Origin of the sequence: Paenibacillus sp. DRB1-1, assembly GCF_052119485.1 — a bacterium.
Lineage (GTDB): Bacteria > Bacillota > Bacilli > Paenibacillales > Paenibacillaceae > Paenibacillus > Paenibacillus polymyxa_B.
In genome coordinates, this window is sequence record NZ_JBODQH010000001.1 from 2,682,523 (window position 1) to 2,702,354 (window position 19,832).

Annotated in this window: 23 protein-coding genes; 8 read left to right on the top strand and 15 right to left on the bottom strand. The window is 43.4% G+C overall.

Annotation, left to right across the window (positions count from 1 at the left end):
• Positions 1–6: 6 nt before the first annotated feature.
• From ACQW03_RS11865 to ACQW03_RS11875, 3 genes are all read right to left on the bottom strand, one after another.
• On the bottom strand, positions 7–483 hold the full coding sequence (locus ACQW03_RS11865; protein ID WP_023991039.1) for a DsrE/DsrF/DrsH-like family protein: 477 nt from the start codon (positions 481–483) through the stop codon (positions 7–9).
• Positions 484–608: 125 nt separating this feature from the next.
• A complete protein-coding gene (locus ACQW03_RS11870; RefSeq protein WP_220030477.1) occupies positions 609–1,424 on the bottom strand; it encodes an NAD(P)H-binding protein in 816 nt (271 codons plus the stop codon).
• A 67-nt stretch (positions 1,425–1,491) separates the two neighbouring features.
• Positions 1,492–1,938 (bottom strand): MarR family winged helix-turn-helix transcriptional regulator, encoded by a 447-nt coding sequence (locus ACQW03_RS11875; RefSeq protein WP_071644011.1) that lies wholly within the window; start codon positions 1,936–1,938, stop codon positions 1,492–1,494.
• A 232-nt stretch (positions 1,939–2,170) separates the two neighbouring features.
• On the opposite strand from ACQW03_RS11875, the gene ACQW03_RS11880 reads away from it, so the two are divergent.
• Positions 2,171–3,133, top strand: coding sequence for a radical SAM protein (locus tag ACQW03_RS11880; protein WP_028540917.1), 963 nt, complete (start codon positions 2,171–2,173; stop codon positions 3,131–3,133).
• A 162-nt stretch (positions 3,134–3,295) separates the two neighbouring features.
• Complete coding sequence (locus tag ACQW03_RS11885) at positions 3,296–4,270, top strand: aldo/keto reductase family protein (protein WP_441949813.1); 975 nt, start codon at positions 3,296–3,298, stop codon at positions 4,268–4,270.
• Between the two features lie 83 nt (positions 4,271–4,353).
• On the opposite strand, the gene ACQW03_RS11890 is transcribed toward ACQW03_RS11885, so the two are convergent.
• From ACQW03_RS11890 to ACQW03_RS11910, 5 genes are all read right to left on the bottom strand, one after another.
• On the bottom strand, positions 4,354–4,809 hold the full coding sequence (locus tag ACQW03_RS11890; RefSeq protein ID WP_441949815.1) for a hypothetical protein: 456 nt from the start codon (positions 4,807–4,809) through the stop codon (positions 4,354–4,356).
• 127 nt (positions 4,810–4,936) lie between these two features.
• The gene (locus ACQW03_RS11895) at positions 4,937–6,877 is read right to left on the bottom strand and encodes an FtsX-like permease family protein (protein ID WP_441949817.1); all 1,941 of its coding nucleotides are present in this window, start codon (positions 6,875–6,877) and stop codon (positions 4,937–4,939) included.
• Positions 6,867–7,628 carry an ABC transporter ATP-binding protein gene (locus ACQW03_RS11900; protein WP_025719177.1) on the bottom strand — a complete coding sequence of 254 codons (762 nt, stop codon included), beginning with the start codon at positions 7,626–7,628 and terminating at the stop codon, positions 6,867–6,869. Before ACQW03_RS11900 ends, ACQW03_RS11895 begins: the two co-directional genes overlap by 11 nt.
• A gap of 102 nt (positions 7,629–7,730) precedes the next feature.
• Complete coding sequence (locus ACQW03_RS11905) at positions 7,731–8,735, bottom strand: sensor histidine kinase (protein WP_071644001.1); 1,005 nt, start codon at positions 8,733–8,735, stop codon at positions 7,731–7,733.
• Positions 8,728–9,423 carry a response regulator gene (locus ACQW03_RS11910; protein ID WP_441949819.1) on the bottom strand — a complete coding sequence of 232 codons (696 nt, stop codon included), beginning with the start codon at positions 9,421–9,423 and terminating at the stop codon, positions 8,728–8,730. The genes ACQW03_RS11905 and ACQW03_RS11910 overlap by 8 nt, the downstream gene beginning before the upstream one ends.
• Before the next feature lie 188 nt (positions 9,424–9,611).
• On the opposite strand from ACQW03_RS11910, the gene ACQW03_RS11915 reads away from it, so the two are divergent.
• A complete protein-coding gene (locus ACQW03_RS11915; RefSeq protein WP_025719170.1) occupies positions 9,612–10,241 on the top strand; it encodes a YfbR-like 5'-deoxynucleotidase in 630 nt (209 codons plus the stop codon).
• 160 nt (positions 10,242–10,401) lie between these two features.
• Here ACQW03_RS11915 and ACQW03_RS11920 read toward each other — a convergent pair whose 3' ends face one another.
• The gene (locus tag ACQW03_RS11920; RefSeq protein WP_441949821.1) at positions 10,402–11,586 is read right to left on the bottom strand and encodes an RCC1 domain-containing protein; all 1,185 of its coding nucleotides are present in this window, start codon (positions 11,584–11,586) and stop codon (positions 10,402–10,404) included.
• 116 nt (positions 11,587–11,702) lie between these two features.
• Here ACQW03_RS11920 and ACQW03_RS11925 point away from each other — a divergent pair, with 116 nt between their 5' ends.
• Positions 11,703–12,194 carry a hypothetical protein gene (locus tag ACQW03_RS11925; protein ID WP_441949823.1) on the top strand — a complete coding sequence of 164 codons (492 nt, stop codon included), beginning with the start codon at positions 11,703–11,705 and terminating at the stop codon, positions 12,192–12,194.
• 53 nt (positions 12,195–12,247) lie between these two features.
• Here ACQW03_RS11925 and ACQW03_RS11930 read toward each other — a convergent pair whose 3' ends face one another.
• Positions 12,248–12,955, bottom strand: coding sequence for a phosphodiester glycosidase family protein (locus tag ACQW03_RS11930; RefSeq protein ID WP_441949825.1), 708 nt, complete (start codon positions 12,953–12,955; stop codon positions 12,248–12,250).
• Between the two features lie 240 nt (positions 12,956–13,195).
• Between ACQW03_RS11930 and ACQW03_RS11935 the strand changes: the two genes are divergently transcribed.
• Positions 13,196–14,182: an aldo/keto reductase gene (locus ACQW03_RS11935; protein ID WP_023991025.1), complete on the top strand. Its 987-nt coding sequence runs from the start codon at positions 13,196–13,198 to the stop codon at positions 14,180–14,182.
• Positions 14,183–14,267: 85 nt separating this feature from the next.
• On the opposite strand, the gene ACQW03_RS11940 is transcribed toward ACQW03_RS11935, so the two are convergent.
• Positions 14,268–14,891 carry an acetate uptake transporter gene (locus ACQW03_RS11940; RefSeq protein ID WP_013312661.1) on the bottom strand — a complete coding sequence of 208 codons (624 nt, stop codon included), beginning with the start codon at positions 14,889–14,891 and terminating at the stop codon, positions 14,268–14,270.
• A gap of 306 nt (positions 14,892–15,197) precedes the next feature.
• Here ACQW03_RS11940 and ACQW03_RS11945 point away from each other — a divergent pair, with 306 nt between their 5' ends.
• The 3 genes from ACQW03_RS11945 (at position 15,198) to ACQW03_RS11955 (ending at position 17,197) form a co-directional block, all read left to right on the top strand.
• Positions 15,198–15,554 (top strand): nucleotide excision repair endonuclease, encoded by a 357-nt coding sequence (locus ACQW03_RS11945; RefSeq protein ID WP_023991017.1) that lies wholly within the window; start codon positions 15,198–15,200, stop codon positions 15,552–15,554.
• A 110-nt stretch (positions 15,555–15,664) separates the two neighbouring features.
• On the top strand, positions 15,665–16,609 hold the full coding sequence (locus ACQW03_RS11950) for a helix-turn-helix transcriptional regulator (protein ID WP_441949828.1): 945 nt from the start codon (positions 15,665–15,667) through the stop codon (positions 16,607–16,609).
• A gap of 66 nt (positions 16,610–16,675) precedes the next feature.
• On the top strand, positions 16,676–17,197 hold the full coding sequence (locus ACQW03_RS11955) for a DinB family protein (RefSeq protein WP_071643973.1): 522 nt from the start codon (positions 16,676–16,678) through the stop codon (positions 17,195–17,197).
• On the opposite strand, the gene ACQW03_RS11960 is transcribed toward ACQW03_RS11955, so the two are convergent.
• From ACQW03_RS11960 to ACQW03_RS11975, 4 genes are all read right to left on the bottom strand, one after another.
• Positions 17,130–17,666: a Crp/Fnr family transcriptional regulator gene (locus ACQW03_RS11960; RefSeq protein WP_071643971.1), complete on the bottom strand. Its 537-nt coding sequence runs from the start codon at positions 17,664–17,666 to the stop codon at positions 17,130–17,132. The genes ACQW03_RS11955 and ACQW03_RS11960 overlap by 68 nt on opposite strands.
• Positions 17,667–17,702: 36 nt before the next feature.
• Positions 17,703–18,443 carry an SDR family oxidoreductase gene (locus tag ACQW03_RS11965; protein ID WP_441949831.1) on the bottom strand — a complete coding sequence of 247 codons (741 nt, stop codon included), beginning with the start codon at positions 18,441–18,443 and terminating at the stop codon, positions 17,703–17,705.
• A 30-nt stretch (positions 18,444–18,473) separates the two neighbouring features.
• Positions 18,474–19,052, bottom strand: a complete 579-nt coding sequence (locus ACQW03_RS11970) for a TetR/AcrR family transcriptional regulator (RefSeq protein ID WP_441949833.1) — start codon at positions 19,050–19,052, stop codon at positions 18,474–18,476.
• A gap of 132 nt (positions 19,053–19,184) precedes the next feature.
• Positions 19,185–19,730, bottom strand: a complete 546-nt coding sequence (locus ACQW03_RS11975; RefSeq protein WP_441949835.1) for a glutathione peroxidase — start codon at positions 19,728–19,730, stop codon at positions 19,185–19,187.
• Between the last annotated feature and the right edge of the window lie 102 nt (positions 19,731–19,832).

Sequence of the window (19,832 nt, forward strand, 5' to 3'; positions counted from 1 at the left end):
TCTATCTTATATAAACAACTGCATATCGGATTCGAGCGCATCTTTTAGATACGTTTTGGCCTCGATAATTTCCAGTTCAGGTATAAATTCTTCTGGTTTAAAACCCATAATGTCGACCGATAGCTTACAGGCATAAAATTTTACATTTTTCTTCCGCGCTCCTTTCAGGAAATGAATGAGCTTCGGGGCTTCATTATCTTCGATCATTTCCGTCAGCATCAGCTTGCCAAGACCGCTAAAATTCATTTTGGATAATGGCAGCTCTTCGGGTCCTTTTGGAGTCATCCAGCCCATGATTTTTTCATAAATCGTCTTGTCCTCAAACGTCATCTTGTCAGGATCACGAACCAGAAATAGTCCCCAGAACGCAAAAAACATCGTCACGTCCACGTCCAATTCCCGCGCTGTATTTGCCAGAATCAGTCCAGCCATTGCCTTATCATAATCGCCGCTGAACATAAGCAGATTCATCCTTTTATCCACAATTCCCGCCTCCATTACCAACAGATATATTCAGTATGGATTTGGGAATGAGAAGTATGCCCAGTTCACATATCGCTCACAATTTATGAAGTGGATGTTGGCAAGAAAATTTTTAGCGTTGCTTTTCATGTGGAGATAAAGGGGCGGATGCTTTCTTTTAGTGAAGTGAGCGGACCACCGATCAACTGTTCCAAATCATCCGACGTGGAGCGCGTATCTATTTTGCCCAAAAACCCAAATATCCAATTTTTGATTTGGGGTTCATGACGGAGGGAGATGGATTTGCCTGTAAGCTCGGTCAAAGCTGCTGTCAAATCTGAAAAGGTCCAGGGACTGGAGGAGACGAATTCATATTTCTTATTCTTATGGCGGTCTGGACCGGATAGCACTGCTGCGATCCCTCTGGCAAGATCCCAACGCGTGACGGTGTTAAATTCCCACTCCCCAGGGTAAATATCGAGTGCGCCCTTCGCTATGGCGGTGTTCAGGTCAAGAGTTTTGACAAAATCGGTATATAATGCATTCCGTAGAAAAGTGTAAGGAATTCCGGTGGTACAAATGGCGTGTTCTGTAGCCAAATGCAGATGCGAGAGGGGGATAGAGCTAGCTTCAGAAAAGGCAAAGCTGGTGTATAAAATGTGTTTTACTTCACATTTTTTAGCTGCTTCTATGATATGGGTATGTTGACGAATACGTATCGTATCGTCGGGATGTGAACTTGAAATCAATAACAGTTGGGAAGCACCCGCGAATGCTTGCTCAAGCCAATTGGGTTGATCGTAGTCACCCAATCGTACTGTAATTCCCTGTGCCTCATAGTGTTTTCCGGTTTCAAGGTGGCGAACACAAGCGGTAATGTCATGAGGTGAGACTTTTTGAAGGAGCTGTTGTATGATTAGGCTCCCCAATTGACCATTGGCTCCAGTGATAACGATCGACATGGAATATCATCCTTTTTATACAAATGGGATTTTAGTTTAGGACTTAACCAATTGAGTAGAAAAACCGTTACGCCCTCTTTAATTTGTTGAGCAGGGAAAGGAGCTGCTTCAATTCCTGATCATTCAACACCTGCATTTTTTCCGCAATCCTCTGCCGGTTTTCGGGTAAATTACGCAACAGGAGGCTTTGCCCTTCGCTTGTTATTGAAATTACCGATTTTCTGCCGTCCATGGGATGGCCTTCCCGGCGAATGAACCCTTCGTTTTCGAGCGGGGTGAGCAGCAGGCTAATATTTGATTTGGTGACACCGATCCTTTGGGCGAGCACAGATGGCAGAATTGTGCCTCCTTCCTTCATGATTTCAACCAGAATTCGAATTCTGGCTCCATTGGTTCCCTTCGAATGCCAGTATTTTTCTGAGACATCAACTAATCCGGCTGTCGTTTCCACCAGTGAAAAGAAAACCAGTGAATGCAGCGGCAAATCAAGTACGTAATTCTGTAGGTTTTTCAAACGATCACCACCATGAATGTAGTTAAGGGCTTAACTAATATGAATTTACTAAAGTTCGGCATTACTTGTCAAATTAATTTTTCAGCGCTGATAGGAGGATTCCAAGGCCGTTACCGCTATGGTATCTGTTTGGCCCCACCGTTACCAATGTCATATCTACAAACCACTCCTATTCTGTATAATCTCAAGGGAATTCAAGACATAAGCCTGAGATCGGGAGGATCATGAGAAAGTGAGTATAGACAACAAATATAAAGCACTTGAACTGGAAAAGCCGGGCATCTACGAGCTGGAGGGACTGGAAGTCGGGGTCACCTCTAATTGCAACTTCAAGTGTGATTACTGCTGCGCGTATCAGCGGAACGATGGGCAATGTATTAGCAGCAAAGAGGTCATTGATATTATTGATGATATTCCAACGTTAAAACGTGTTCGACTGTCCGGGGGAGAAGTGACCTTGAAGTATGAGGATTGTCTGGACATTGTGGCTCACTGTTCAAGCAAGGGCATCGCTACCCAGCTCAATACCAATGCCAGCTTGCTCAGCCCTGAACGAATTGAGAAACTACGTGATGCAGGACTTTCCAACATTCATATCTCTTTCAACTTCACGGATGCCGATAAATATGCAACCTATTATCATGTTCATCCTCGCATGTATGAGAAAATCGTTCAAAATATCCGGTTATGTACCGAAGCCAAGTTGGAAACGGTGCTGGAGACGTTGCTGTTTGCGGAGACACAGAACAACATGCCAGCTATTAGCGAAAAGGTATATGAACTCGGTGTGCGCATTCATGAAATCCAAAACAGCATTGTGATGGATCATACGAACTGGAATGCTATTTCCACCAAGGAAGCGCTCGTCCGTTCCGTTCATGACCTGATTGCACATAAAAAAGATGATACTGTGTTGTATTTCACCTGTATGGACCGTTTTGCAGAAGCGCTGGGCTTCAAGGAACAGCCGGGTGTTTATTTTTCCAACTGTGTTGATGGTAAAAAACAGCTCCATCTTCACGGGAACGGGGACATCCTGATCTGTGAGCTATGCCATCCTGTGGTCATCGGCAATATTTATAATGGAACATCCTTAAAGGATATTTACAAAAATAAACCGAAGCAGCTTCAGGAGTTTCTCGACAAACTGCCTTGTCCTGCATATGATGCGCTCTTTCCTGTAGGAAGCAAGTAAATATGATTTGAGATTGTGAGGCTATAAGCATCTACCACCCTAACAGTCAGGGTGGTAGATATCCTTCATATAACTCCATGAGTCCTTTATCAATGATTTTAATGAAAGGGTTTACATGTTAAAATATAAAAATATGATCTTCTTATGAAAGAAGGAGTAGATATGAAATATAGAAATGTAGGCAACAGTGGTCTTAAAATTAGTGAAATCGGTCTGGGGAGCTGGTTAACGTACGGTACAGCTGCCGAGCAGGAAGCAGCTCATACCTGTATTGCCAAAGCCTTTGAACTCGGGATTAATTTCTTTGATACCGCGAACGCGTATAACCGGGGAGAAGGCGAGAAGGCTATGGGAGCTGCCTTGAAGCCTTATCGAAGAGAGAGCTATGTGTTATCTACCAAGGTGTACTTCCCTATGGATTCTGGACCCAATGACAGGGGACTGTCACGCAAGCACATTATGGAGCAATGTGAAGCGAGTCTGAAGCGTCTTGGCACGGATTATATCGACATGTACTTCTGTCATCGTTATGATTCGGACACTCCTTTGGAGGAGACGCTGCGAGCGCTCGATGACCTTCAGGCTCAGGGTAAGATTCTATACGCTGCTGTCAGTGAATGGAGTGCCGCCCAGCTCACGGATGCCTATGGGATTGGAAAAAGGCTGAATTTGCGGCCGTTGATTGCGAATCAGCCGATTTATAATATGTTCGAGCGTTATATCGAACATGAGGTACTTCCCGTATCCGGGCAGGTAGGTATCGGTCAGATTGTATTTTCGCCTCTGGCTCAAGGTATTCTCACGGGTAAATACAAGCCTGGCCAACCTTTACCGACGGGCAGCCGCGGAGCTGATGCCTCTGTCAATAATGTCATCAGCAGTTACATGAACGATACCGTTCTAAACTGTGTTCAGGATCTGGATAAGCTGGCGAAGGATTTGGGTATCACCCTGTCACAGCTCGCGCTTGCCTGGATTCTGAGAGAACCGGGTATCAGCGCTGCGCTCATTGGGGCCACTAAACCGGCACAAATCGAAGAAAATGTAAAAGCAGTCGACGTGACGCTGCAACTGGAGACATGCGCGGAAATTGAGCGGATTCTCAAGCAAGCAGAAGGTTTTGAACCTTTGCGTTAAGCGTTCACATGAGCCTCTGGAGAGAGGAACCATTAATAAAAAAGTCTCGCTCTTCCTGTGCGTAACAGAGAAGGGCGAGACTTTTAACTTGCTTCAAGCATGGCATAAATACCTGAAACCACACTAAATACAATCCCGCTTACTAAAACAAGGATTTGCTTCTTACTGAGATCCAGCGGATCAAAAAAGATAGGCAACAGCCATTTTAGGCTGATGACAGCCCATAAGCCCTCCAGTAACCCTAGCAGCAACACCTTTTGTCCCCAGTGAAACTTCATTTGCGGTGTTAGCGGACCTTCAAGAAACAGGTCACCTGAAGTGTGGAGATTCCAAGAAACAATAACTACGAATATAAAGAGAGTTAATAGAGTTGACATAATATAGGTGATATCTTTTTTAGCCTTTTTCGTGAGTTTCGGCGATCTTTTAAACTCAGGCAAGCCAATCAGGAAAAAGACGATTCCTACGATAATAGCCACGCCTACAGAGGAACCGAGTATGATATTGGCTACGATGCCGATGCCATTGATGATTAACAATAAAATAAGCTCTCCCCCTTTGGGGTAACGATGATAGTTATTTTATTGTACACATAGGAACGAAAATGCTCAAATATTTGGAAAAGCCCCAGCGCTTTCGCCTGGGGCTTTTTTTGCTTTTTGCCGATTACAATGCGGATTTAATGACCTTTTTATAATACAGGATGGATAGTATCCCGAAAATGGAATATAAGGCGGTGTACAGCACCATAACGATGATCATAGGCATCCAAATTTCGGTTCCAAATAGGAACCAGCCGGATTGGACGGCGAAATAGCTATGCGAAAGGCCAATCACTAATGGGATGCCGAAGTTAAAGAGTTGTTTTATTTTAATGCCTTTAAGCAGGTCGCTCTGTGTGAACCCTAACTTTCTTAACACGGTGTAATTGGCCTTTTCGTCTTCGCTCTCATCCATTTGCTTAAAGTAAAGGATGCAGCCTGATGTAATGAGAAAGGTCAATCCTAAAAAGCCAACTACAAACATGATCACTCCCATGTTCCGCTTCTGATTGCTGCTCATTTCAAGGCGTGATGTTTGTTGATCATTAAAATTCGCAGCTGTAAAGAGACGATTGGCTTCTTCCATTTGTTCTGCATTTATCATATCAATTCCGATATATAAGGATGACTTTTTTTGAATCCGAGGATTTGCATCCTTCTTTAACCGTTCAAAGATAGTTTCGTCTACAATGACAGTGGGTAGTCCCCCGGCTGTAAAATAGTAGGGAATCACGTACTCCTTTTTTAGACCCACATATTGTTGGTGTATGACTTCCTTATTTCCCTTCAAATCCAATGGACCTGAGTTTTTCAAGGACATGAATTTCTGTAACATATCATTATAGCCCGTTAAAACCGTTTGGCCTGGAGATACATCCGTACCCTCCACAGATAGGTCGCTTACGACAGGCAGCGTCATGGAATCCGTACCATCATTTAATTGCTCCATAGGAGTCTCCATAAATTGCGCTGTCTTCACACTGACTTGAATCACTTCAATTTTCTTTTCACGATACTTTATGTCATGCTCCTGAAGTAACGTTGTGAATTTCTCAGCATCCGGTACATTCGTCATGGCAAAATGGGAAGGTACATTGTCCTCAGCTGCTTGATCCGCAGAATAATAGGCGATATAGCTTAAGGAAAGTAAACCCATGGCAAGTGCTGATACAGTTGTAATAATGGTCAGCAATAAAGCATTGGATTTCATGCGGAACATAATGGACGAGAGAGACAGCACCTCATTAATGTTCAAATAGCCGCCTTTACTTTTTCTAATAATATTTGAAATAAAGCGGATAGATCCTTTATAAAAAAGGAGTGTTCCGATGATGACAGAGCCCAGGATAAACACCATAGCCATAAATAACTCATTCATGGATGTAAAGTCTCCACCAAACAATTTGGAAGAAACATAGTATCCTAAAGCGATGAATGAAACTCCAATGATCCCGATGATCATCTCATAGATAGATATTTTCTTGATTTTCCCTTCAGTGGTTGAGATTACTCTGAACAAAGACAAAATACTCTGTCTTTTGATAAAGGAATAATTCATGAGCATGATCAATAGGTAGATGATACCAAAAACGATGAGTGTTTGAGTCAATGCCTGGTTAGAAAAATATAAAGTGGCAATGGCTTCGACGCCCGTCGTCTTAAATAAAATCATGATTACTAATTTGGAAAAGGAAAATCCAACCCCAATTCCGATGAATAGTGAACTGAAGTATAGAATTAAGTTTTCAGCACTCAGGATGCGAAAAATTTTATTTTTAGTCATTCCGATCAATTGAAATAGGCCAATTTCTTTGCTGCGTCTTTTTACAAAGATATTATTAGCATACAAAAGGAAGATGCAGACAATAGCGACCAGTAAAACGGAAGCTGCCCGTATGGAAGCTGCACCTTTAACAGAACCCTTCACTTCGTCCATGGAGGGATCGTATTGTAATGTGACGAAAGCGAAATAGAGCGCAACACTGAAAATGAGAGCAAAAACATACAGGTAATAATTTTTCAGGTTTTTTTTCAAATTCTTTAGAATGAGCAGATTAATGTTCATATTGGACCCCGCCTAAGACCCCTTGGGTTTTCATGATATCCTGAAAGAAGCTTTGTCTTTCCTGCTCGCCTTTGTGAAGCTGCGTATACATCTGCCCATCCTTAATAAAAATGACTCGACTGCAATGACTGGCTGCGACAGGATCATGCGTGACCATAATAATGGTTGCCTTGCGTTTTTGGTTTAATTGGCCCAGCTTATTTAATAAATCGGAAGCCGATTTGGAATCCAGCGCACCCGTAGGTTCATCGGCAAAAATAATACTGGGCTCATGAATAAACGCTCTGGCCGCAGATGTACGCTGCTTCTGTCCACCCGAGATTTCATTGGGGTATTTGTCCTTGAGCTCATAAATTCCCAGTTCTGTAGCTACTTCCTGAAATTTTTGGTTGGCTTCTTTTTTAGGCGTTTTGGTGATGGATAAGGGTAAGAGAATGTTCTCCTTCACAGTTAGCGTATCCAGCAGATTATATTCTTGAAAAATAAAACCTAAATGCTGTTTGCGAAATTCAGCCAGTTGCTTTTCTTTCATTTTCGTCATTTCGATATCATTGATTTTAATGGAGCCTTGGCTCACCTTATCAATAGAGGAAAGAACATTCAGCAGTGTGGTTTTACCTGAACCGGAGGCTCCCATAATACTGACAAATTCCCCTTCTTCAATAAGGATATCTATTCCCTGCAAAACCTCCTGCATATTTAACTTATTACCGTAGCTTTTATGGATTTTATGGGCTTCTAAAATATTCACTTCGATGCACTCCTTATTGTTCTTGTAGCCTTATTATAAAAATAGAGCCGGTGTTTTTCCTTTGATTGGGCGAACAATACATAAAAGCATGTGACATCTCTGTCACATGCTCACCATGCTCACGAAATCATTTCGTTTGGGAAAAATTAAAGTGAAGGTTGTACCCACATTCGGTTTGGAGTGCACATCTATATGTATGAGCAAGGACTGTGCTGCCTTTTTCGTTAAATATAACCCCATACCCGTTGAAGTGTGATCAGAATGTTGGGTTGTGGAGGTAAAACCTTTCTCGAAAATACGGGGTATATCCTTCGGATCAATACCGCGCCCAAAGTCTTGGACCTCAAGCTGTATTCGATCCCTTTGTACATAGCTATGAATGATAATATCACTGGCATCGCTATATTTGATGGCATTGGTTAAGAGCTGTCTGATGATAAAAGCCAGCCATTTGGCATCACTTAGCACTTCCATGTGCTCCAATTGGATGTCAAAACCGATCCCTTTTTGGATGCACCATGACTGTAGTGCTTTGATTTCATTAAAAACCAGAGATTTTAAATTCACTTGCTCGACATATAGATCATTTTCAATAAAGGAAATGCGTTTGTGATGGAGCTGCTGATCCAGCAGTAAGTGGATTCGTAGCCATTCATAGGTTAACTGAGCTTTTAGGGGCTTATCGTCCAACCGCTCAATCATCAAATGCATGGTGGTCAAAGGTGTTTTTACCTCATGAATCCAGGATAACAATTCATCTTTTTCATGTTCAAGTGTCAATTGATTTTGCGAGATGCTCTGTTGTAACCGTTCGGTCTGGTCAGTGATTTTTTGTTCAATGATTTGCTCAAACGGACTCCCCGGTTCGCCTATACCCGTTAGTTCGAGAGGGCTCTCCCATTCTTCTAGTGTGGTAAAAAATCTGGTTTCCTTGGGATAGCGAATGATTAAAAAAACCAAGAAAATCATCATAGATAAGAAGACGATATAAAGAATCGGCGTTAACGGAATTGCTGCATCCACATAAGCAATGAACAGGATCAGGAATTGCTGACACACAAACAGTAGAATCCAGCTCCGCCTCTCTATAAGGTATTTTTTAATCATAGGCAGGTGCCTCTTCTGTAGCCATGTAGCCTTGCCCGACTTTCGTTTCAATGAAACGGCCCAAATCCAGCTCGTCCAATTTTTTGCGCAGGCGGTTCAAGTTGACGGTCAGGGTATTGTCGCTGACAAAACGTTCATCATCCCAGAGGCTTTTAATTAATTCCTCTCGTGCGACAATTTTATTTTTTTGTTCGATCAGCAGCTTCAAAATAAAAATCTCGTTCTTGGTTAATTCGATGGAGCCAGTCTCATTGGCTACTACATTTTTTTCATAATCGACCGTCGCTCCACGCCATGTTTTCAGGGTGACAGGTTCTGTATTGTAATTATATACGCGGCGAAGTGTCGCCTGTAATTTTGCAATGAGTACATCAAAATGAAACGGTTTTTGGATAAAATCATCCGCTCCAAGCTGCATCGACATCACCATATCCGTAGGATGATCTCGTGATGATAAGAAAAGGATGGGGACGTTAGAGTGGGATCGAATCATTCGACACCAATGAAACCCATCAAATTTCGGCAATTGAATATCTATCACGACCAGATCAGGCTTTATCGTTGTGAATTCCTGAATGACTTTATTAAAGTCCTGGATGCCATACACATCATAGTTCCACTGAGTTAACCGATCCTTCATTTCATGGAACAAAGTTTCATCATCTTCAATTAGTAAGATTTTGAACAACGATTTCACCACTTTTTACTTTTATTGGATTTTTGCAAACCCTTCTTATATAAAGTGTATAGCAAAAATTGTATATGTGCTACATGTGTGGATTCAACTTGATATTGCGATAATCTGCTGTTAATAGTTGAGGTTTATAGTTGGGTTTATATTGACTATCTCATATATGTTAAAGGATGGATGCAATGATGGGAATTCACACGTATTTTCGGTCGCTAAATGAGCTGGAAAGAATCATCCGTTGTCCCGGTAAGTTTAAATTCGAGGAACACAGCGTATCGGCACATTCTTGGAAAGTAGTACAATACGCTAAAACGCTGGCTGATATTGAAGAGAGAAATGGTGTCAGTATTGACTGGAAAAAGCTATACGAGATTACGAGCAGTCACGATTACGGGGAGATTTTTATTGGAGACATCAAAACGCCTGTTAAGCATTCCTCTAAGGAACTACGATTATTAATCCAGCAGGTCGAAGAAGGTATGATTGAGTATTTTATTGAAGAGAATATTCCCGAGGATTTTAAAGCTATTTTTCGCAAACAGCTAAGAGAGGGCAAAGATGATTCTGTAGAAGGTTTAATCCTTGAAGTTGCGGACAAGATGGATCAGGTGTACGAAGCATTTGCCGAACTACAGCGGGGAAATACTGAAAAAGAATTTATAGTCATGTATCGTAATGCGCTTGTGAAAATCAAGAATATTCAGTTACACTGCGTTGATTATTTTTTGGAAAATATCCTGCCCGATATGGTCAAGGAAGAAACGCCTTCATCCATTGATATCAAAAAGATTACGGAAGAGGCCTTAGCTCTGTAAATGAATTTCCCTACCGTCCAGAAGCTACTGAAGTGCTTCTGTTCATACATAATCATAGTTTTATTTAAAATAATGCAGGTTTTATGTGAAAATAAAAAAGCAATCAGGGCAGTTGATTGAACCTGCCCGATTGTTTTTTTAGGATTGGAGAAAACGGAGCTTATTTGGAAAATGGATTCGGGAAATTCGATTTCGTGGCAGAATATTGTTCCTTGGTGCTACCGATTCCAAGCTCACCATTTCTATTAAATCCCCAGGACCAGACCTTCCCATCGGCTGTCAAAGCATGGGAGTGGGTTCCTGCTGCACTGAATGCTACTACATCGGTTAGTGGCGTGTTTGTGTCATCTACAACTTGGGATGGGACTTTAACAGAAAATACATCGGTCCCGTCACCTACCTGCCCCTCATTATTGGTTCCCCAGCCCCAAAGAGTTCCATCATTTTTAAGTGCAAAAGTTTGAGTTTTGCCTGCTTTCAGTCTACTTACATTGGAAACATTGATCAATACGGGTGATCTTCTAAAAGTAGAGGTTCCATCCCCAAGCTTTCCTGAAGTATTGCTACCGGAAGCGTATACTTCTCCGCTGTTCGTTAGTACATAAATGCGGTCAGCTCCGGCAGTGAAATTTTTGATGTCATCAATTCGATATTGAACAGGGGTGAGCTGGTCTTCTTTATCATCCTGCCCCATTGCCCCATCATAACCACGCCCCCATACCCATAGCTGATTATCTTTGTCTAAGGCTGCCCCAAAGCTATCGCCAGCGTCAATGGCTACAATATTCTCCAAACCCTGTACCTGCACAGGCTTAACGGAAAAGGCGGAAGCTCCTTTTGTGCCAATGCCCAGTTGGCCAAAGTTGTTTTCTCCGTAGGCCCACACGGTTCCGTCATTTTTGAGGGCAAGTGTGAATTGACCACCCGCCCTCACTTCCTTCACATCATTAATATATTTGTTTTTAACAGGCTCATTTACAAAACCCTTTTTAATCCCTGTTCCTAGCTCCCCGTAACCTGCAAAGCCCCAAGACCAGATGGTTCCGTCTTTTTTGAGCAAGGTGGAATGCAGAGCACCGGCATCAATCATAGCGATATCAGATACATGAGCCTGCATCGGACTTGTTTTATTATTCCCTCCGCCAGCGCCCACGCCGAGCTTGCCATTACCGTTACTTCCCGTTGCATAAAATGAAGATCCATCTTCCATGGCCAGGAAAGCGTTAGTGGTCCCTGCCGAGAGCAAATGATCGTAATTTACAGTAGAATCAGCGCTTGCCGTAATAGAGCTTCCTACTAAAAGTGTTGATGCAGCGAGGACTGCTAAACCGAGTTTTTTTAACATATAATTGCACACCTTTCAGAATGTAATAGATAAATACAGATTAAAGCAACCAAATTGTTCCTGTTTGCGTCTTAATAATGAACATATTCTTTAAACCAGATTCGGGAGGATCACTTATGAAAAATAGAGCTTCTGCTCTTGTTTTTGCCTTGCTTGCGGCAGCTTTACTGCCTGCATGTTCTACAAAAGAATCGGCTACGCCGGTTAACAAATCTAATGGGGCGGTGGTTCAATCTATTTTTGACTTGGATCGTCTGGAAAGTACAACAGTATATACAGGGCGTGCCAAGATCGAAAGTATTGAAAGGATTGAAAAAGAAGTAGAACAACCCTTAGCAGCCCCTACCATGGACTATTTGATCCGATTTGAACGGCCTGTTCAATTTGCTAAAGAACTACCCCAAAGTGATGATCCAACGGAAAAACCTATCCAATCAGTCTATATATCTATCCCAGATACACATATTTATAAGCAGATGGATGGTCAGCGGAGGCAATTAATCAATCCAGCACAATTACAAGCGGGGCAACCGATTGAAGTTTCTTATCTGTACCCTGTAACACCTGTTTTCCTGGCATTGGAAATCGTTGTGCTGGATGATTTATAGAGGAGGCCGATAAGGCCTCCTTACTCCTATACAAGCACGTTATATCATAGGGCTTAGGTGATATTAATGAGTTTTACCATGTTGTAGATATAACGTGTTTGCTCATACTTAACCATAGTGCCTGCAGAGTTTTTAACTTGAATACCGGAGGAGCCTCCACCATCAAGAAGAATGGCTTCAAAGCAATCCTGTTTAATAAAATAATTGCGAAGTTGTTTTAGCGTTGCACTTTCATGAACGACCAGGTAGACCTGCCAAACATTATTTACGACTTTGAAGCCCAGGCCAGTTCGACCGGTGGAATCGGTGTATCGCAACGTTCCGTTCAAATCAAATTTTTCAATATCTTTTAAATCCTTAAGCCATGCTTCTTCCTCTTTCTTCAGCGACAAGCTGCCGCCGCTAATAATAGACTTATACGCAACTGAAGTCCCCATTTGTTTTTTGAGATCCGTTACGCTTGAAGCACGGACAATTCCCATTTTTGTTTTGTTGCTATCTGTGTAGATAAATGCCGTACCACGGCTATTCCCTTTGGCATTCGCCTTAGTATCATGGGTATTATTAGGTGTGACCGCGATAGACAAACACTCGGTCGGCGCCTTTGTTGTGCTGATTGGGTTAAAGAAGCCCCCATTAATCCCGTAATCGGTTTGCTGTGTGATCCGGCTTCGAATATTTTTATTTTGAATATTCGAAGCTGGCGTGATGATAACATGGAAACCATCGGACGTTTTGGTGTAAGAGTAGTTTGCTGGCATGTTAAACCTCCAATTGGATTATTTTGAAACCGAATCTCGCGCGATAATTCGTTTCTCATATATATAGGAAATTTACAGCTGCCTCTTACAACCCGGAAATCAATTTTTTAAAAAAAATTTTGAAATAGCATATACAAGACAATGCTTGACTTCAAGTTAACTTTAAGTAGTAACATACGGGATGTGACGTAGTGATTAGGAAATGCGATGACTATTCTGATAATTTAGGAGTGATAGAAATTGAAAAAGAAACAACTGGGTAACAGCGACCTTCAAGTATCTGCACTGGGTCTGGGCTGCATGGGAATGTCCGAATATTACGGTGAGTTGAATGATCAGGAGTCGATCAAAACGCTTCATCGTGCGCTGGAGCTAGGGATAAACTTCTGGGATACTGCCGATGTCTACGGTGTGGGGAAAAATGAAAAACTGATTAGCCAAGTCCTGCGGAGCCACCGTGACGAAGTCGTATTGGCTACTAAATTTTCCATTATGCGTGGGGAAGATGGCGCATTTATGGGTGTAAGTGGTCGTCCTGAATATGTAAAAGAGGCATGTGACCGCAGCCTGCAAAGACTGGGTGTAGATGTGATTGATTTGTACTACCAGCACCGTGTCGATCCGAATGTACCTATCGAGGAAACGGTGGGTGCGATGAGTGACTTGGTTCAGGCGGGAAAAGTCCGCTATTTGGGGCTGTCCGAAGCTTCTCCTGGGCTCATTCGACGCGCTCACAAGGTACATCCGATTACAGCGCTGCAAACGGAATACTCCTTATGGAGCCGGGAAGCGGAAGATGAAGTTATACCGACGTGTAAGGAGCTGGGCATCGAATTTGTGGCCTACAGTCCACTGGGCCGCGGATTTTTGAGCGGGCAAATTCAGAAATTTGATGATTTTGCAGAAGATGATTTCCGTCGCTCGGTGCCACGTTTCCAACCTGAGAATTTCCAGAAAAATCTGGACCTCGTGCAGCATGTTAAGGACCTTGCTGCCCAAAAAGGGGTCAAACCTTCTCAACTGGCGTTGGCATGGCTGCTTGCGCAAGAGGGCATTGTACCGATTCCAGGAACCAAACGGGTTACGTATTTAGAGGAAAATGCAGGTTCCATCGATGTTGTTTTATCCACACAGGAAATGGAAGCTATTAACGCAATCATTCCAAAAGGGATGGCAGCAGGCCTTCGTTATCCTGCAGAGCGGATGCCGAATTGGCAAGCTGAATAATTAAGATAGCATATTAATCCCAAAACAAAAGCCGTCCTTTACGCGGATCGGCGCGAAAGGCGGCTTTGTGGGTTTACATATACAGTTAAGGACGTGGCTTGAAAATGCCGAAAGGACGTCCAACGGGCAGGAATGTACGGCCAAAATGAGCATTCAGAACGGCAGCTCCTGTACCGTACAGTGAGAGTAGACCAATGCCCATTTCAGCATAAGCGGCGATGGTATGGAATATCTCTGGTGCAACGCCGAATGCATCGAAGCTAAGACCGAGGAACAGAAAATCAATCAACACAAAAATAAAGAATAGAACCTTATGCGTCTCCATCGCTCCAATGGTCATGAAGAGCGTAAAGATGAGATAGCCCGCAAAGGCAAAGCCAAGCTGCTTGCCGTCTACAGCAGACGCCAGCTCTGAGCCGAATACCCCCATTTTGATCATCCAGCTACTAGCTACGGCTAACCAGAAGAAGGCGTAAGCACCAAAAGCCGTCATACCAAAGGTGTTGTTATGTTTTGCATCCTGAATGGAGGCAAACAACTGTGCAAAGGCACCAAGGAAGATAGCCCAAGGGATGATGAAGCTTAGGCCTTCGGTGAGACCAAGCTTTTGGGATGAAGCCACAAGCGTTACAATAGCCAAGCCAAACAGGCCGATCGCACTCGGATCGGCCGTTATGATTTTTACGTTAGAATGAGATTCATTTTGCATGAAAAAATAGAAGCCTCCAATAATGTTCAAGTACGCGTCAATCTGCCGATGCCAGAATCACACTGACATATTGTAACGGAAACCGACGTACTCGCATAGTAGGTAATTCATAAAATTTCTACCGATTGCGGTTGCCTGTATTTTAGTTGATTTAATTACATAATTACCCTTTGTACTTTGGGTTGAAATGGGTTTTATTTCAATCCTCGAGTATCTTTGTTTAGGGGATGGGCAAGGATTATTAAATGGTGTTACATCGGGATTTGTGATAATATTTACACCTATATAGAATGAGGAAGTGACATAGTGATTAATATAACAATTCCAACTCCGGATATCACAATTACCAAACAGGTTAACCCTGAGCTCAGCCATATTTACGGATTTACCGACTTTCACCTGATCCCTAGAGATAAGGCTGGTATCTTTATGTTCTACAACACACAGGAGGAATTGCTGTTCGTTGGTAAAGCAAGAAAGCTGAGACAAAGAATCAAAAAGCATTTTGAAGATACCGTATCGCCGATCAAGGACAAGCGGAACGAAGTAGCGATTATTGAGGTTTGTATTGTGGAAGATGCGGTAGAGCGAGAAATCTATGAAACCTACATCATCAATTCACAAAAGGCTAAATATAACGTCGAAAAAGTGTTTTTTAAGTAATGAAGTAACTTCCGTATGAAAAAAAAGAGCAATAAGTCGCAGTGACTGTACTGCCCTTATTGCTTTTTTGTATTTCTGCATTTTAGATCCTTCCAGAGAGGGGCTGTGGTATGAACAAAACAGATCGTTTGCTAGCGGTCTTGCTAGAGTTGCAGCGTAAGGATATTTTACGAGCCGAGGATTTGGCAGCCATATTCGAAACGAGTGTGAGGACCATCTATCGGGATATTCAGGCTCTAAGTGAATCGGGCGTACCGATTGTAGGAGCACCGGGCATTGGATATTCCTTGATGGAGGGGTACTTCCTGCCCCCCTTGAGCTTTACCGCAGAAGAGGCTGTGGCGTTGCTAATCGGAACGGATTTTGTCGAACAAAAATTTGATACAGACTACGGTATCAAGGCGCAAACCTCCCGCAGGAAGATTGAAGCCATATTACCGGAGAGCGTTCGCAGGGAAGTCTCCCGGGTGCGTACGACCATCAGATTGCTCGCGGTGGGTGAAGGGGCAAACCATAGCGAGAAAACCTGTTTGGAAACGCTGCGTTTCGCTGTATTGGAAAAACGGAAAGTACAGTTTGGCTACTCCAAAAGAATGCCAGAAGCTGACGGGAATCGTCAAAGTGTGCGTGTGGTCGCACCTTATGGTCTTGTACTGCTCCGTGGTTCTTGGGTGTTAATTGGGCAATGCGAATTGCGGCAGCAGCTTCGCCATTTCCGTCTGTCACGTATGGACAAGCTTATCGTGCTGGAGGACAGGTTTCAGTTACCTGTCGATTTTCATTTGCAGGATTACAAGCAAACCGATGACCGTCATGTAACTGTTCGCATATTAGCACGTTCAGATATTGCAGATAAGGTGAAGGAAGCGAACAACTTTTATATGGAGGCCATAGAGGAGCGTACAGATGGACTGCATATACTCTTCCGCGTCAGACAGCCGGAGGAATTACTGCAATGGGTACTTGGGTGGGGTGCGGATATGGTTGTGCTGGAGCCTGAGTCGCTTCGGGAGCGGATACGTACGGAAGTGGAAAAAATGTTGAAATGCTACTGACATAATGCTGTCAGTAGCATTTTTATATAGTAAAGCTACTTTGATAGAGAGGAGCAATTACAATATATGAATACAAGTGAAACATTGCAGCGTTTTGAAGAAACGGCACAACACTATCTTCTTGAATTGGACAGCTTCAGCTTGGAGCAATTGCAGTACACACCGCAGGAGGACGAATGGTCACTTGGACAAATGTACCTTCATTTGGTGAACTCTGCTTTGTATATGCATCTTAAGAACATTGATGTTTGTCTACAGCCAAATGGGGAGACAGGAGTTAAAACGGAGGCAGGTACGGCCATTTTTAATCTGGGGAGCTTTCCGCCAATGCGTATCCAAGTTCCACCATCCCCACAGTACACTCCCCAACAACCCACTAGCAAAGAAGAAATTGTGGAGGGATTAAACGTCGTGATCCGCAAGATGAGAGAGATTGAGCCGACCGTTGGGAAATCAACAGGGTCGTCTACCGTCTCTCATCCCAGATTCGGCGCGCTGAATGCTGGAGAGTGGTTTTCGCTCATCGAGATGCATTATCGTCATCATCTTTTGCAGAAGGAGCGCTTGAAGCACGCAATAGCCGATTAATCGTCTCCCGACGCAGCCCAATAAACTGGCCGATTTCCTCCTGCGTCAGCACGTCCGTTAACGTGGCGGGTGCGATGTAGGAGTGGAACCAGCGTTGGAGCTTCCGAAGCTTCTCGGCAGGTGACACCTCGGTGAGTTGGTCAATTCGTTGCTGCATCATGCGCAACTTGTCCTGTAGCTGCAAAGCGATAGCCCGACATTGAGCCGGATCTTGCTCCAGCGCCTGATACCATTCTTTTTGCGACAGAACCTCGACCTCAGAGGTTACTAACGCCACCGCTGTACCATAATAAGGATTGGGGCTGATCAGGGAGTGGTGCGGGATGATTTCATCGGGCACAATCACATTAACTAAAATTTGCGAGCCGTCTTCATGGACTCGGACAATTTTTAACAAGCCGCTCTTTAAGTGATATAAAGGGCCGGATTCTCCTTGTCGAAATAAGGTCTCGCCTTTGTGTAATATCATGAACGTAAACAGCCTCCATTCCATGTATTCCAGCTTTTAGATGAACCCGCCATTGACGCGGATCGTTTGCCCGGTAACCCACTGTGATTTGGCGCTGACCAGGAACTCAATCACATCAGCGATATCTTCCGGTTCGCCGAGCCGACCCATAGCATTCATTTTTTTCATGCCTTCGATTTGCTGCTCAGTTTTTCCTGCTTGGAAAAGCTCGGTGTTCACAGGACCGGGAGCCACAGCGTTGATCGTAATTTGCTTGCTTCCGAACTCTTTGGCTAGCTGACGGGTAAATTGCTCCACTGCACCCTTGGTACCTGCATATACGCTATAGGCCGGGAACATTTGTCCGATCACGGATGTGGACAGGTTCACGATTCTTCCGTAGTTCTCCATATATTTCATGGCTTGCTGACAGGCAAAGAAGGTGCCTTTTACATTCAGTGCGAATTGTTGGTCAAAATCTGCTTCGGTTACCTCAGCCAGAGGTTGGGTGATCATCAGCCCAGCGTTGTTAACCAGAATATCCACTTTACCGAACTCAGCAATCGTATTTGTAAATAATGCTTCAATATCACTCATTTTGCCCAGATCAGCGTGAAGTGCTATGGCTTTGCCGCCTTTTTGAATAATGCTCTCCATGACTTCTTGGGCTTTGTCCGGACTGCTGGCATAATTGATGACTACATTAGCGCCCAGATCAGCCAGTTGCTCGGCAATGGCACGTCCAATCCCTCTGGAGGACCCGGTAATAATTGCTGTTTTTCCGTCCAAATGCTTCATATGTGCTTTGTCCTTCTTTCCATATCTATTTTAAGTGATTCCTTTTTCTAAAAGCATCCATACATCCGAAAATTCCTGATTAATCACGGGACTTTTCCATTCGTAAGCATGAGCGGGATGATGAAAACGGGCTGTGGCATAGAAAAGGGTACGCGCCAGTTGGGCTGGCTGATCCGATGTGATGTCCCCGCGTGCAATGATATCAGCGAGCTGATCCACAATGTGGGCGATATGCTGGTCGATTAAATCAGCGGCTTGCTCGGTGACCCTCGTATACATCTCAAACATTTCCTTGTCGTCGCGGGCATAATACTGCTTAAGTTCGACCAAGGTCTGTATATATCGTTTTAAATGTGGCGCTCCCAGTATAGATGAATTCTGACAGACCTCCGTTAACGGGCCAATAATCTTTTCATTCAGCCATTTTTCGGTCACACCTTCTAGAAGCTCGGCTTTACTTTTAAAGTGTCGGTAAATGCTGCCATGACTTACTCCCAGTACTTTGGCAACATCGGTCACGGAGGTTTTGGCCACACCAAAACGTCTAAGGGTGTCTTCTGTAGCGATGAGAATCTGTTCCTTGGTTAACACATCTGAGGATTTTTCCATAGGGACACGGTCAAGTGCCGTGTGAGTCACCTCCTTGAAGTCAGGATAACACAAAGAGTATCAAATGACAAATATTCATTTTTGTCATTTGATACTCTTTTTTTTAAGAATCCAAAGAAGTGAACGGAAAAATTACAATAGCGATTCGATGACAGGATCAATGGCACAGGGCTCGGTTGTTACTTCAAACCTTCCTTTTACATGGCCATCGCGATCGACCAAGAATTTAGAAAAGTTCCACTTGATACCGTCGCCAGCGTATATTTCTGGATACTTATCCCGCAGGAAATCCTCCATCCATTGACCGTCTTTGGTCTGGGTATCGAAGCCTTGAAACGGTGCCTGTTGGGTCAGATATTGAAATAAAGGATGAGGAGATGAGCCTCTTACATCCGTCTTCTCAAATAGCGGGAAGGTTACTCCATGGTTAATTTGACAGAATCCCTGAACCTCCGAATTGCTACCCGGCTCTTTTTCATTGAATTGGTTACAAGGAAACGCAAGGATTTCAAAACCTTGTTCCCTCCGTCTTTCGTAGAGCTTCTGCAGATCAGCGAATTGACTGGAGAAGCTACACTTGCTGGCTGTGTTTACAATGAGGAGAACCTTTCCTCTGTAGTCTGAGAATTCAATCGGTTTCCCGTTAATTGAGGTTGCCTGAAAATCATAAATAGACATATTAACGTTCCTCCTCACGTTATTTTTTAATACATCATATATCCAGAATTGTTATTGGTCTAATATATTATTGGAATCAACTTTATAGGTATTTACAATAAC